The organism is Phyllobacterium calauticae (genome assembly GCF_019991125.1).
Classification (GTDB): Bacteria; Pseudomonadota; Alphaproteobacteria; order Rhizobiales; family Rhizobiaceae; genus Phyllobacterium; species Phyllobacterium calauticae.
Genome location: NZ_JAGENB010000002.1, coordinates 601,737 through 616,277 on the forward strand (window position 1 = coordinate 601,737; position 14,541 = coordinate 616,277).

Annotated in this window: 10 protein-coding genes; 7 read left to right on the forward strand and 3 right to left on the reverse strand. The window is 60.7% G+C overall.

Features of this window, described 5'->3' with window-relative positions; all coding sequences use genetic code 11:
- Positions 1–22: 22 nt before the first annotated feature.
- From J1W56_RS08845 to gltX, 3 genes are all read left to right on the forward strand, one after another.
- A complete protein-coding gene (locus J1W56_RS08845; protein WP_223612924.1) occupies positions 23–1,696 on the forward strand; it encodes an NAD+ synthase in 1,674 nt (557 codons plus the stop codon).
- A gap of 433 nt (positions 1,697–2,129) precedes the next feature.
- A complete protein-coding gene (locus J1W56_RS08850) occupies positions 2,130–3,944 on the forward strand; it encodes an ABC transporter ATP-binding protein (RefSeq protein ID WP_223612925.1) in 1,815 nt (604 codons plus the stop codon).
- 66 nt (positions 3,945–4,010) lie between these two features.
- On the forward strand, positions 4,011–5,384 hold the full coding sequence (gene gltX, locus J1W56_RS08855) for a glutamate--tRNA ligase (protein WP_223612926.1): 1,374 nt from the start codon (positions 4,011–4,013) through the stop codon (positions 5,382–5,384).
- Here the strand turns inward: gltX and J1W56_RS25955 are convergent.
- Complete coding sequence (locus J1W56_RS25955; RefSeq protein ID WP_264319108.1) at positions 5,302–6,357, reverse strand: DUF2865 domain-containing protein; 1,056 nt, start codon at positions 6,355–6,357, stop codon at positions 5,302–5,304. The two genes, gltX and J1W56_RS25955, sit on opposite strands and share 83 nt — an antisense overlap.
- A 92-nt stretch (positions 6,358–6,449) precedes the next feature.
- Positions 6,450–8,747, reverse strand: a complete 2,298-nt coding sequence (locus J1W56_RS08865; protein ID WP_223612927.1) for an NADP-dependent malic enzyme — start codon at positions 8,745–8,747, stop codon at positions 6,450–6,452.
- A gap of 227 nt (positions 8,748–8,974) precedes the next feature.
- Between J1W56_RS08865 and J1W56_RS08870 the strand changes: the two genes are divergently transcribed.
- From J1W56_RS08870 to J1W56_RS08880, 3 genes are all read left to right on the forward strand, one after another.
- Positions 8,975–9,796, forward strand: a complete 822-nt coding sequence (locus J1W56_RS08870) for a UDP-2,3-diacylglucosamine diphosphatase (RefSeq protein WP_223612928.1) — start codon at positions 8,975–8,977, stop codon at positions 9,794–9,796.
- Between the two features lie 27 nt (positions 9,797–9,823).
- The gene (locus J1W56_RS08875; RefSeq protein WP_223613477.1) at positions 9,824–10,882 is read left to right on the forward strand and encodes a glycosyltransferase family 4 protein; all 1,059 of its coding nucleotides are present in this window, start codon (positions 9,824–9,826) and stop codon (positions 10,880–10,882) included.
- A 138-nt stretch (positions 10,883–11,020) separates the two neighbouring features.
- The gene (locus J1W56_RS08880) at positions 11,021–12,223 is read left to right on the forward strand and encodes an MFS transporter (RefSeq protein ID WP_223612929.1); all 1,203 of its coding nucleotides are present in this window, start codon (positions 11,021–11,023) and stop codon (positions 12,221–12,223) included.
- Here J1W56_RS08880 and dgcA read toward each other — a convergent pair.
- The gene (gene dgcA / locus J1W56_RS08885) at positions 12,220–13,203 is read right to left on the reverse strand and encodes an N-acetyl-D-Glu racemase DgcA (RefSeq protein WP_223612930.1); all 984 of its coding nucleotides are present in this window, start codon (positions 13,201–13,203) and stop codon (positions 12,220–12,222) included. The two genes, J1W56_RS08880 and dgcA, sit on opposite strands and share 4 nt — an antisense overlap.
- Before the next feature lie 460 nt (positions 13,204–13,663).
- Here dgcA and J1W56_RS08890 point away from each other — a divergent pair, with 460 nt between their 5' ends.
- A complete protein-coding gene (locus J1W56_RS08890) occupies positions 13,664–14,536 on the forward strand; it encodes an ABC transporter ATP-binding protein (protein WP_223612931.1) in 873 nt (290 codons plus the stop codon).
- The last annotated feature ends 5 nt before the right edge of the window (positions 14,537–14,541 follow it).

Consider the following 14,541-nt stretch of genomic DNA (forward strand, 5'->3'; position numbering starts at 1 on the left):
AGCGAAATGATATATGTTCAATATGAGCAAAAATCCCGACATCCTCCGTATCGCCATCGCCCAGCTCAATCCTGTCCTGGGTGACATCAAGGGTAATCTGGCAAAAGCGCGTGAAGCACGGGCCGACGCCGCGCGGCAGGGCGCCGATCTCATCCTGTTCACGGAGCTGTTTATTTCAGGCTATCCGCCGGAAGATCTGGTGCTGAAGACAGCCTTCATCGAAGCCTGCGAAAAGGCGGCAATAGAATTTGCGGCCGATACATCCGATGGCGGACCGGGGGTGATCATCGGTACGCCGCTGCGGCGCGACAGCGGCCTGCACAATTCGGTCATGGTGCTGGATGGCGGCAAGGTCATCGCGGAACGCTTCAAGGTCGACCTGCCCAACTATGGCGAGTTCGACGAGAAGCGGGTGTTCCAGCAGGGACCGATGCCGGGGCCGGTGAATTTCCGCGGCATCCGCATCGGCATTCCGATCTGCGAGGATATCTGGGGCGACCTCGGCGTGTGTGAGACACTGGCCGAGAGCGGCGCGGAGATACTCTGCGTGCCCAATGGCTCGCCCTATTACAACGGCAAGGTGGATGTGCGCCATCAGGTGGTGCTGCGCCAGGTGATCGAGACCGGTTTGCCGCTGATTTTCGCCAACCAGCTCGGCGGTCAGGACGATCTGATTTTCGACGGTGCCTCGTTTGCGTTCAATCCGGACAAAGCCATCGCGTTCCAGATGTCGCAGTTCGAGGAACAACTTGTTGTCACCACGTGGCGGCGCGGCGAAAGCGGGTGGTCCTGCTCGGAAGGCCCCATGTCGAAAATCCCCGAGGGCGAGGAGGCGCAGTATCGCGCCTGCATGCTGGGCCTGCGCGATTACGTCAACAAGAACGGCTTCAAGGATGTGGTTCTCGGCCTTTCCGGCGGCATCGACTCGGCGATCTGCGCGGCGCTGGCTGTCGACGCGCTGGGCGAGGAGCGGCTGCGCGCCGTGATGATGCCGTATACCTATACATCGAAGGACTCGCTGAAGGATGCGGAAGACTGCGCCAAGGCGCTGGGGTGCCGCTACGACATCGTGCCGATCTTCGAACCGGTGGAAGGCTTTCTGAAAGCGCTCGGGCCGACATTCGAAGGTACGAAAGAGGGCATCACCGAAGAAAACCTGCAGAGCCGGGCCCGTGGCACGATCCTGATGGCAATCTCCAACAAGTTCGGCTCGATGGTGGTCACGACGGGCAACAAGTCGGAAATGTCGGTGGGCTATGCCACGCTCTATGGCGACATGAACGGCGGCTACAATCCGATCAAGGACATCTACAAGATGCAGGTCTACGCCATGTCCGAATGGCGCAACAGGAATGTGCCCGCCGGCGGCCTCGGTCCATCGGGTATCGTCATCCCGGAAAACATCATCAGCAAGGCGCCTTCCGCCGAATTGCGGGAAAACCAGACGGATCAGGATTCGCTGCCGCCCTATCCGGTGCTCGATGACATTCTCGAATGCCTCGTCGAGAACGAGATGGGCGTGGACGAGATCGTCGAGCGCGGCCATGAGCGCAAGACGGTTGAGCGGATCGAACACCTGCTCTATCTCGCCGAATACAAGCGCCGGCAGTCGGCGCCGGGTGTGAAGGTGACGCGGAAGAATTTCGGCCGCGACCGGCGCTATCCCATCACCAACAAGTTCCGCGATCGGGGGTAGGGCTGATTGCATGTGTCGAACCAGGCACTGATCGCCCTGCAACCATCGTTTTTGACTACGACTGAAGTCTAGTGTTGCAATCGCGCCTCACTTTATTTCGAAAAGCGGCTGCACAAAAAATAGGCGCTTGGCGCGTGATTGCGATTCACCTATAAGCCATCTCTCCGGCAATCAAGCCCGGGAGGTTTAGAATGGCAGCTGTTTCAATGTCCCCTCGGGGCGGCGTCCGTTCCTGACATGTGATGATGAAAAGCCCCAGGGCTTTTCAATTGACTTCACCGGTCAAGAACACTCATCGCCGATATTGGCCTTTCCTGTATTCAGGCAAGTCGCCAAGCCAATTGTGCCGCATTGATTCCCTCGTTCTGTTGCGCGGCATTCTCGTCTGAAATTCATATTTGAGGCCGGTGCGTTTTGGCACCGGACGATCGTCATGGCATTTTTACGTAACGCCTTGCGCGGCGGAGCCTTCCGCAGCGTTCTCGGATTCACCTGGATTCACTGGCAGAAGCAGCCGGTGCGTCTGGCTATCATTCTTGGTGCAGTGCTGCTCTCGACACTGGCCGACGTGCTGACGCCGCTCTATTCGGGGCGGCTGGTCGACGCGGTGGTCAATGGCGCGGCAACGGATGCCATTGCCTGGGATGCCGCGATGGCCGCGTTCTGGACCCTGATGGCCCTGTCGCTGGGTGCCATCATCCTGCGGCACGTCACCTTCATGACGATCGTCAAGCTGACATTGAAAATGATGTCGGAGATTGCCTCCGGCGCGTTCTTCCGTGTCCAGCGCTTCTCGACGGACTGGCATGCGAACAGCTTTGCCGGCTCGACGGTGCGCAAGATCACGCGCGGCATGTGGGCGCTTGACCTGCTGAACGATACGCTGCTGGTGGCGTTGTTTCCGTCCGTTGTCATGCTTGTCGGCTCGACCGTGCTGATGGCCTGGTACTGGCCCATGATGGGCGTCATCATCGGCCTGGGATCCCTCGTGTTCGTAGGCGTGACGGTGGCGATGTCGCTTGGCTATGTCGCGCCGATGGCGAGCCTTGCCAATCGCTGGGATACCAAGCTCGGCGGTTCGCTGGCCGATGCGGTCAGCTGCAACATGGTGGTGAAGGGTTTCGGCGCGGAAAAGCGCGAGGATGCACGGCTGCTAAAAGTTCTTGCCAAGTGGCAGGACCGGACGCGGCGCACGTGGATCCGCGGCACCCGCAACGGCACGACGCAGGGTTCGCTGCTGCTCATCCTGCGGGCATCGGTCATCGGCTTTGCCCTGTGGCTGTGGTCCAGGGGGCAGGCGAGTGCGGGTGACATCACCTTCGTGCTGACGTCGTTCTTCATCCTGCAGGGCTACCTGCGGGAAGTCGGCATGCACATCCGCAATTTGCAGCGTTCGATCAACGATATGGAAGAGCTTGTTGACATTGAGAGTCAGCCGCTCGGCATTGATGACCGGCCCGGCGCCAAGCCGATCCAGATCACCAATGGCAAGATCGTGTTCGACAATGTGACGTTCCACTACGGGGCGCACCGGGCACCGCTCTATGACCGGTTCTCGGTGACGATCCGGGCGGGTGAGCGCGTCGGCCTTGTCGGCCACTCCGGTTCGGGCAAGACGACGTTCGTCAAGCTGATCCAGCGCCTGCACGACGTGAAGGCGGGGCATATCCTGATCGACGGTCAGGATATTTCCGCCGTCACCCAGGCATCGCTGCGCCAGCAGATCGCCATCGTGCAGCAGGAGCCGATCCTGTTCCACCGGACGCTGGCCGAGAACATCGCCTATGCGCGGCCGACAGCCACGCAGGGCGAGATCGAGGAAGCGGCCCGGCAGGCCAGCGCGCATGACTTCATCATGGCCCTGCCGAAGGGCTATGGCACGCTGGTGGGTGAACGCGGTGTAAAGCTGTCCGGCGGCGAGCGCCAGCGTGTGGCCATCGCCCGGGCGTTCCTCGCGGATGCGCCGGTTCTGATCCTGGACGAGGCGACATCGAGCCTCGATTCGGAATCGGAAGTGCTGATCCAGCAGGCCATGGAACGGCTGATGCTGGGTCGGACGACGCTGGTGATCGCGCACCGGCTGTCCACGGTGCGGGCACTCGACCGGCTGCTGGTCTTCGACCATGGCCGGATCGCGGAAGAGGGCAACCACGAAGCCCTGATCCGCCTGAACGGCGGCATCTACCGCAGCCTGTTCGAACGGCAGGCGCTGGAACTGACCAAGGGTCTTGTTCTGGCCGATGACTGATCCTGTGGGCCGCGCGAAAGCGCGGCCCATATTGATCTTCACGCGTCGTTCCGATATGCCCGACGCATGACCATCACCGTCCGTTTTGCACCATCTCCGACCGGCTATATCCACATCGGCAACACGCGCACAGCCCTGTTCAACTGGCTGTTCGCGCTGAAACACAATGGCCAACTGATCCTGCGCTTCGATGACACCGACGTGGAGCGCTCGAAGACCGAATATGCCGAAGCGACCGCCGCTGATATCGAATGGCTTGGCATCAAGCCGGTGCGGGTTGAACACCAGTCCAAACGCTTTGCCTTTTACGATGCCGCCGTCGAGGTGCTGAAAGCCGCCGGCGTGCTTTATCCCTGCTACGAAACGTCGGAAGAACTCGAACGCAAGCGCAAGCTGCGCCTCGCGCGCCGCCTGCCGCCGGTCTATGGTCGCGATGCGCTGAAACTGACGGCGGAGGATCGCGCGAAGCTGGAAGCCGAGGGGCATCGCCCGCACTGGCGTTTCCTGCTGCCGAACTTCAAGGACGATCCGTTCGCGCCGGCGCGCACGATTGTCCACTGGGACGATATCGTGCGCGGCGAAGAGACCGTCGATCTCGCTTCGCTGTCCGATCCGGTGCTGGTGCGCGAAGACGGCACCTATCTCTACACGCTGACCTCCGTGGTCGACGATATCGACATGGGCATCACGCACATCATCCGCGGCGATGATCACGTCACCAACAGCGGCGTGCAGATTTCCATTTTTGAAGCGCTCGGTGCGAAGGCGCCGGCGCTTGGCCATCACAATCTGCTGACGACTGTTTCGGGCGAGGGACTGTCCAAGCGGACGGGAGCCCTGTCCGTCGGCAGCCTGCGCCGCGACGGCTATGAGCCGATGGCCGTGGTCAGCCTCGCCGTTCTGACGGGAACGTCGGAGAATGTGGTTGCCATGCCTGACATGGCATCGCTCGCCGCAATCTTCGATCCGAAGGCAACATCGAAATCATCCTCGAAATTCGATCCGGCGGAACTCGATACGTTGAACCGCACGCTGATCCACGCCATGCCGTTCGACGTGGCTGAAGAGCGGCTGCGGGACATGGGGATCACCGGCGACAAGGCCGAAGCCTTCTGGCTCGCCGTGCGCGGCAATCTCACGCGCGTGGCCGATGCGGCGCTGTGGTGGAAGATCATTCAGGCCGGTCCCGTCAGTGACGAAGTCCTTGCTGAAGAGGATCGCGATTTCGTTGCGGCGGCTTTTGACGTGTTGCCGCAGGAGCCGTGGAGCCGCGAGACCTGGAAGCAGTGGACGGAAGCGGTGAAGGTTCAGAGCGGACGCAAGGGCAAGCCGTTGTTCATGCCACTGCGCATTGCCCTTACCGGGTTGGCTTCTGGTCCGGAGCTCGCAGATTTACTGCCCCTTCTTGGTCGGGAAGGAACGTTGGCCCGACGACCCTGACCTTGCGGTTGGGATCGATCGGCTTGTCCGGCGACAGCGGTTTCGGTTGTTCCGCTTCGACTTTCGGCACGGCGGGTGTCCCCAGCTGAATAATCGATGACGGTTTTTTCTCCGGCTCTCCCACAGGCGCAGCCGGTTCGGCCTTGGCCTCGGCCGGTGCCGCCGGCTTGTTCGGTTCGGGGTTTTTCGCCGGCTCTGCCGATGGCAATGGTTCGGCCTTGACAGGCTCGACCGGTTTGATCGGTTCCGCCGGTTTGAGTGCTGGCTGTGTTTGTGCTGGCGCCGGTTTCGTCGCGGGCGCAGTCGCCGCCGGTTGCCGGGCTATTTCCTTGGGATTTCCAAGCGTGGTGTAATTGCCCGCCGTGCGCTGACAGGAGCATTGCGGCGTGCCATTGGCGCCGACTTTCCTGAATTTGAACGCGTTGGGCATATCCGTATAGGCCTGGCCGCGCAGGGAAATCATCTGATCGACGGTTTCACCGTTGGTCGAATGATAGAACAGTTTCGCGCCCGGGCATTGCGCCTGGCACTGCGCTTCGTCGCGGTGGAAATTCTCCGCGCCGGTCGCGTAGGAAATGGGGAAATAATAGCCGTCGCAGGTGCGCACGCAGAGCGTCTGATATTGTCCGCCGTAGACCGGCGCGGTGCTTTCCAGCGGCTCGTTTTCAACGGGCCGCTGGCCTCCGAGGACTTCATAGGGGCGGCGCCGGGGCTCCCCGTCTCGCGGTTCCACTTCGCGCGGCAAGACTTCGCGGTCAGGCTCATAGGATGCCGAGCAATTGTTGGCGTCCATGGCAGCTTCCACCCGGTCGCGGCGCAGGTTCAACTCATACTCATCGGTGACGAAATCATTGTCGAGTTCGCGCAGACGCTGTTCCATGCGGCTGCAAACGTCCGACTGGGCCGCTGCCAGCTGTGTTGACAACAGCAGCGTGCCCATGGCGAGTGCCGCGAAGTGTATGAACCGTTTCATATGGTCTAGTCCTGCAAGATCACGCGCAGCCTACCTGGCTGACTGCGCCTGAACCATCCATGAACGTGCGGCAGCAATAAGACGGCAGCGCGCTATTCCAGGCGCTGTGACGCCTCAACCACTGCCAGAGCCGTCATGTTGACGATACCGCGCGATGTCACCGACGGCGTCAGAATATGCACAGGCTTGGCGGCGCCGAGCAGAATGGGCCCGACATGCAGTGCATCGGTGACCGTCTTGACGACGTTGAGCGTGATGTTGGCCGCGTCGAGATTGGGGAAGACCAGAAGGTTGGCTTCGCCGCTCAAACGGGAATGCGGCAGCACACGCTCACGCAGGATTTCCGACAGGGCGGAATCGCCATGCATTTCGCCATCCTGCTCCAGATCCGGTGCCTTGGAGCGCAGGATTTCCGAAGCGGCGCGCATCTTGGCGGCACTTTCGGAATCGCGTGAACCGAAGTTGGAATGCGAAAGCAGGGCTGCCTTGGGCTCGATGCCGAAGCGGCGGATTTCGTTGGCGGCCAGAACCGTCTTTTCCGCAATCTCTTCGGCTGTCGGATCGATGCTGACATAGGTATCGGTCAGGAACAGCACGCCGCGCTGTGAAATCAGCAGGCTGAGTGCGGAAAAATTGCGGATGCCTTCGAGCTTGCCGATAATCTGGTCGACATTGCGCAGATGGCGCTCGAAACGGCCTTCCAGACCGCAGATCATGGCATCGGCTTCGCCGCGCATGATGGCCAGCGCTGCAATCACCGTGCCGCTGGCGCGGACCATGGTGCGTGCCACTTCCGGCGTGGTGCCGCGCCGGCCGGTCAGGTTCACCAAAAGGTCGACATAGTCGCGGTAGCGCGGATCGTCTTCCGGGTTGATGATGTCGAAATCGGTGCCGAGCTTGATCTTCAGGCCGTAGCGCTTGAGACGCGTCTCGATGACCTGCGGGCGGCCGATAAGCGTCGGGATCGCCGTGCCTTCCTCGAGCACCACCTGTGCCGCGCGCAGAACCCGCTCGTCTTCGCCGTCGGAATAGATCACCCGTTTCTTCTCGGCAGTCCGCGCTGCGGTGAAGATCGGCTTCATGATCAGGCCGGAGCGGAAGACAAAGCGGTTCAGCTTGTCGAGATAGACCTCGAAATCCTCGATGGGGCGGTCGGCAACGCCGGTTTCCATGGCCGCCTTGGCCACTGCCGGCGCGATGCGCAGGATCAGGCGCGGATCGAACGGCGAAGGAATGAGATAATTGGGGCCGAAGGTCGGTGTTTCGCCGGAATAGGCGCGGGCCGCCACATCCGATGGCTCCTCGCGGGCAAGCGCCGCGATGGCCTTGACCGCCGCCATCTTCATTTCCTCATTGATCGCCCGTGCGCCGCAATCCAGCGCGCCGCGGAAAATATAGGGGAAGCAGAGGACGTTGTTGACCTGGTTGGGGAAATCGGACCGTCCAGTGCAGATCATGGCGTCGGGGCGTGCCGCGCGCGCCTCTTCAGGCATGATCTCGGGATTGGGATTGGCGAGCGCCATGATCAGCGGGTTCGGCGCCATCTGTTTCAAAAGTTCCGGCTTCAGGACACCTGCCGCTGACAGGCCGAGGAACACGTCGGCACCGCCGATGACATCGGCCAGCACGCGTGCGTCAGTCTTCTGGGCATAGACGGATTTCCAGCGGTCCATCAGGGTGTTGCGGCCGTCATAGACGACGCCGTCGAGATCGCAGACCCAGATGTTCTTGCGGTTGGCGCCGAGCTTGACCAGGAGGTTGAGGCAGGCGAGCGCTGCCGCACCGGCGCCGGACGCCACGATCTTGACCTTGGACAGATCCTTGCCGGCCAACTCCATGCCGTTGAGGATGGCTGCGGCGACGATGATCGCCGTGCCGTGCTGGTCGTCGTGGAACACCGGAATGTTCATCCTGGCACGGAGGATTTCCTCCACGTCAAAGCATTCCGGCGCCTTGATGTCCTCAAGGTTGATGCCGCCAAAAGTGGGTTCGAGCGCGGCAACGACATCGACGATCTTGTTGATCTCCTGCGCGTCGATCTCGATGTCGAAGACGTCGATGTCGGCGAATTTCTTGAAGAGAACCGCCTTGCCTTCCATCACCGGCTTGGAGGCGAGGGGGCCGATATTGCCAAGACCAAGGACGGCAGTGCCGTTGGAGATGACGGCGACGAGATTGGCGCGGCTGGTATAATCGGCGGCTGTAGCAGGATTTGCATGAATGGCAAGGCAGGGCGCCGCCACACCGGGGGAATAGGCAAGGGCAAGGTCGCGCTGATTTCCAAGCGGCTTCGTCGCCTGGATTTCCAGTTTACCCGGCTGAGGAAAGCGGTGGTAAAACAGGGCGCTTTCTTCGAGGTCGGACTGGTTGGGCGAATTGTCCTTGGCCATGGATAATATCCTCCGGAAATTGGCTGGTCGCAACTTGGGATTTGCGATTCAATCTTTTTAGCATGCATAAATGACACGAAGAGCCATAAATGAAGTCCATTTTGTTACAAGTGTTTATCGCAGGAAACCATAGACTTTTTAGCGGCGTCATAAGACTGTGACATGAATCAGGTTTCTGTCAGACCAGAGGTACCGATGCGTACCGGCGCTGAACGGAGATCAGCCTCATGGTTGAGCCAGAGACACGTAAGTTTCGCACGCTCTTTTTGTCCGATGTGCATCTTGGTTCCAAAGGCGCCAAGGCGACCTTCCTTCTGGACTTTCTGAAGTATCACGATGCGGATACGATCTATCTGGTCGGCGATATCGTCGATGGATGGCGTCTGCGCCGCAGCTGGCACTGGCCGCAGGAGCACAACGACATCGTGCAGAAACTCCTGCGCAAGAGCCGCAAGGGCGCGCGCATCCTCTACATCGCCGGCAACCACGATGAATTCCTGCGCGATTTCCAGGGCACGCATTTCGGCGGTATCGAGGTCATGGACCGCACGATGCACGAAACCGCTGACGGCCGTAAATTCCTCGTGATCCATGGCGACCAGTTCGACGTCGTCGTGCGCAATGCCCGCCACATCGCCTATCTCGGCGACTGGGCCTATGATGCGGCGTTGGCCATCAACACCATCATGAACAAGGTGCGGCGCATGCTCGGGCTGCGCTACTGGTCATTCTCCGCCTGGGCGAAATTCCGGGTGAAGAAGGCCGTCAACTTCATCGGTTCCTTCCAGACCGTCGTTTCCGACGAGGCCCGGCGCATCGGCGCCGACGGCGTCATCTGCGGCCATATCCACCACGCCACCATCGAAGAAATCGACGGCATCGAATACATCAACACCGGCGACTGGGTTGAAAGCTGCACCGCCATTGTCGAGCATCATGACGGCAAGATGGAACTCATCTCCTGGACGCATCTGATCGGAGAGAAGGCCGGCTTTGCGCCTGTCGTCAAACTCGAGGACAAGCGTCCCAAGGCGGCGAATGCAGCCTGAATGGCTTCTCCTGCCGAGATCGATCCGATGAAGAGGCTGGTCATCGTCTCCGATGCCTGGCATCCGCAGGTCAATGGCGTGGTGCGCACCCTGACCCAATTGCGCGAGCAGATGGAGGCGCGGGGCGTCGAGGTGACGATCATCTCACCCGCGGACTATCCATCGGCGCCATGTCCGACCTATCCGGAAATCCGGCTGGCACTGACCTATCCTGCGGCGGTGAAAGCCCGGATCGAGGCGCTGCAGCCCGCCTTCGTGCATATCGCCACGGAAGGCCCGCTCGGCATCATGGCGCGGCGTGCCTGCCTGAAAAACAAGTGGCGCTTCACCACCAGCTTTCATACGCGTTTTCCCGAATATCTGCGTGAGCGTCTGCCCATTCCACTGGCCTGGACCTACGGCTTTCTGCGCCGGTTCCACAATGCTGCCGAGACCTGCCTTGTCCCGACACAGTCCATCTACGAGGAACTGACCGAGCGCGGCTTCGACACGTTGCGCGTGTGGACGCGCGGTGTCGACCGCGATCTGTTCCGCCCGCAGGCGGATGTCGATCTCGGCCTCGCGCATCCCGTCTTTCTCTGCGTCGGCCGCGTTGCGCCGGAAAAGAATCTTGAAGCCTTTCTGGCGCTTGATCTGCCGGGAACAAAACTTGTCGTCGGCGACGGGCCGGATATGGATGAGCTGAAGCGCAAATTCCCCGACGCCGTGTTCGCCGGCAAGAAGGAGGGCGAGGAACTCGCCCGCCACTATGCGGGTGCCGATGTCTTTGTTTTTCCCAGCCGCACCGACACGTTCGGCCTGGTGCTGCTGGAAGCGATTGCCTGCGGGCTTCCGGTGGCGGCCTATCCGGTGGCCGGCCCGAAGGACGTCATCGGCGCGACGGGCGCAGGCGTTCTGTCAACCGACCTGCAGGAGGCTGCGCTGGGCGCACTTGCCATGGGGCGCGTCGATCCCGATGCCACCCTGCAGGGATTCAGCTGGGAAGCCTGCGCCGATATATTCGAGGATATTCTCACGGCGATTGCCGGTGCCAAGCCGCAGCTCGGCCACGAAGCGAACGCGGCGCGGATTGCGTCCGCCGGCTAATCTATATTTTCTGCGTTTATGATAATTGAGCTGGAAAAACCTTCAGCGTTTCTAGGCAGTTGGGCCAAATCGTGATATTTCGGAATACGGCTATTCATATATTCGTGCGCCGTTCCTCGATCCTCCGAAAGTCCCTCCATGACAGCCGCCACTGCGGACACTTTTCACGAAAAACCGTCTCGTTTCGAGTTTCGGCTGTCTCTGGCCTATTTCGCGATTTTCATCTCAAGCGGCCTGCATCTGCCCTATTTTCCCCTGTGGCTGGAATTCCGTTCGCTGTCGCCGACGGAAATATCCATCGTCCTGTCCATGCCGCTGTTCGTGCGCGTCATCGCCGCGCCGCTGGTTTCCATTCTGGCCGACCAGTCCAGCGACCGTGCGCATATCCTGACCATTGCCACCATTCTGGCGGTGATCGTCGCGGCTTTCTACTTTCTGCCGTTCAATTTCTTCGGCATCCTCGTCGTGTCGCTGGTGCTAGCCGCACCGTGGACATCGCAGGTTCCGCTGGCCGATACGATTGCGCTTTCAGGCGTGCGCCGCTACGGGGCGGATTTTGCCAGGATGCGCGTCTGGGGGTCCATCGCATTCCTGCTGGCCTCCTTTGCCGGCGGCGTGCTGATCCAGCATACGGGTGAATGGATCATCCCGACGGTGCTGCTGGGTGCGCTGGTAGCCGCATGCGGCATGAGTTTCGTGGTGCCGCGCATCGGCAAGCCGCGCCGCCTGTCGCCGCTGTCGGATATCGACATGGCAGATGCGGGCAGGGCGCTGCGCCGCCCGGCCTTCGTGACCTTCCTGATCGCCACGGGGATCACGCAGGCAAGCCACGCCTATGGCTACAGTTTTTCGGCCATCTACTGGAAGTCCATCGGCATTGAAGAGACGGTGATCGGGGCGCTCTGGTCCATCGCCGTGGTGGCCGAGGTGATCATGTTCACCTGCTTTCGCCGGGTTTTCGGACGCCTGCATCCGGCCAGGGTGCTGATGATCGGCTCAGCCGTCGCCATATTCCGCTGGACCATCTTCCCGCTGATCGTGCCCGCCGGTCTCGGCGTGGCTGGCTTTTTCGTCGTGCAGAGCCTGCATGCCTTCTCCTTCGCCCTGTCTTTCCTCGGCATGCAGAAAATGATCGCCATGACCATTCCCGAGGAGAAGGGTGGAACGGCGCAGGGCATATCCACCTTCTTCATCGGCACGTCGCTGGCCATCGTCACCATGGTCTCCGGACCGCTCTACAGCGCCACCGGCATCTATGGTTTCTATGCCATGGTGGCGCTGGCGGCGGTCGGGCTTGTCCTGGCCAATGTTTCGCTTCGATTGGAGCAGCGCGAGCGCTAGCCCCAAAGCTCCGATTGCGGCGGCGAGACGCGGCTGCCTTCAAAGACGAGGCCGGGTTGGCGGTCGTCCTTCAGGATCAGCGGGCCGTCAAGATCGACGAAGTCGGCGTCCTGCGCGACGAGGATGGCAGGCGCCATGGCCAGGGACGTGCCCACCATGCAGCCGACCATGATGCCGAACCCGAGTTCGCGCGCCCGTTTCTGCATGCGCAGGGCCTCGGTCAGCCCGCCCGTCTTGTCGAGCTTGATGTTGATGCTGTCGTAGCGGCCAAGAAGGGTGTGCAGATCGTCCGTACCGTGGGCGCTCTCGTCGGCACATAGGGGGACGGGGTGGGGGATTGTCGAGAGAATGCCGTCCTTGCCAGCTGGAAGCGGCTGCTCGATGAGCACGACCCCGGCCTTTGCGGCGGCCAGCATGTGCCGGACGATATTCCGGTCGGTCCAGCCCTCATTGGCGTCGAGAATGATGCGGCTGTCGGGCGCAGCTTCCGCTACGGCCCGAATGCGATCTTCGTCATCCTCGCCGCCCACCTTGACCTTGATCACCGGGCGGTCGGACAGGGCACGGGCCGAGGCAGCCATGGTCTGCGCATCGCCGAAGGAAACGGTCACGGCCGTGGTGAGGGCTTTGAGCGGTGACAAGCCGATGATATCGGCAACGCGCCGGCCGGCCCGTTTGGCTTCGAGATCCCAGAGCGCGCAATCGACGGCATTGCGGGCCGCGCCGGCGCCGATCAAACCGGGCAAATCCTGCCGGTTGGCCCCTGCGGCGAGCACGCTGCGCAGTTTTTCGATTTCGGCACAGACGGAATCGAGACTTTCGCCATAGCGGGCATAGGGAACGCATTCGCCGCGCCCCGTGTGCAGTCCGTCGCGCAGGGTGCAAACCACCACGGCTGCTTCCGTCTTGGAACCCCGCGAGATTGTAAACGTTCCGGCAATGGGCCAGCGTTCAACGGTAATCTCCATATTAACAGTCATTATGTGCGCCTTAGAGCCTTTCCTGCTTAAATAGAATCGTTCTGCCGGAGGGAATTTGGTTCAAGATCGAGGGGTTTGGCGAGACCGATGTTTATCCATCGGGCGAAGCCGAAGCCTGATGGGATTGGACCAAAATCACCCGGCCCTTCGGGTTTCGGACTGGCGGCCAACCACTTTGTCAGGCAGCTTCGTCCGATGGATAAACATCGGCCTTGCTACCTTCCGCGTGGATTGTCTCGCCATCCGCGAAACAGAACGGGTTCTATTTAAGCAGGAAAGGCTCTAATTGCTACAGTGACATCAAGTCCGAGACTCGATATGTGTGAGGGATGTTGACCGATAGAGCAAACAATTCAAGTGCTTCTGCTGTCATGGGACGCCATTTCTATGCGGCATGGATGGCAACAAGGCCCGCAGAGCTTTATGTACTGATTTTCAGATCCAGGGACGCCCGAGGCGAATGAATTCGACAGACAACGGCCAGAGCAGAGAGCAGGAGCCCAGCGATATCATCCTTTCGGTCAAGGATGTCAGCGTGTCCTTCGGCCGTTCATCGGTGCTGGAGCATCTGAATCTCGATGTCTATCGCGGCGAGATACTCGGATTTGTCGGCGCATCGGGGACGGGCAAGTCCGTCCTCATGCGGACGATCCTCGGTCTCAATCAGAAACAGCACGGCAATATCAGCATTTTCGGCCATGACATCGATCGTGCGACGGAACAGGAAAAACTCAGCGTCGACATGCGCATGGGCGTCCTGTTCCAGCACGGTGCGTTGTTCTCGTCGCTGACGGTTCTGGAGAACATTCAGGTGCCGATGCGTGAATATCTCGACATTCCGCACAGCCTGATGGACGAACTGGCGCGCCTCAAGATCGATCTGGTCGGATTGAAACCGGATACGGCGGAGAAATTTCCGTCGGAACTGTCCGGCGGCATGATCAAGCGTGCGGCGCTGGCCCGCGCTTTGTCACTCGACCCGGACATCGTCTTTCTCGATGAGCCGACATCGGGGCTCGATCCCATCGGTGCCGCGGATTTCGATGAACTGATCGCAAATCTGCGCGATACCATGGGTTTGACGGTCTATATGGTCACGCATGATCTCGACAGCCTGTTCGCCGTTTGCGACCGAATCGCGGTATTGGGTAAGAAAAGGGTTCTTGTGGAAGGAACCATCGACGACATGCTGACGTTTGATGACCCGTGGGTTCAGGAATATTTTCATGGCAAGCGCGCGCGCCAGATCGTGCCGAACGGCAGCAGCAGGCGAAAGTCCGATCGTGTGCAAAGCGCCCGGCAATCCGGGCCGTTGCTGAAGGAACAGGGTTAGGTGGA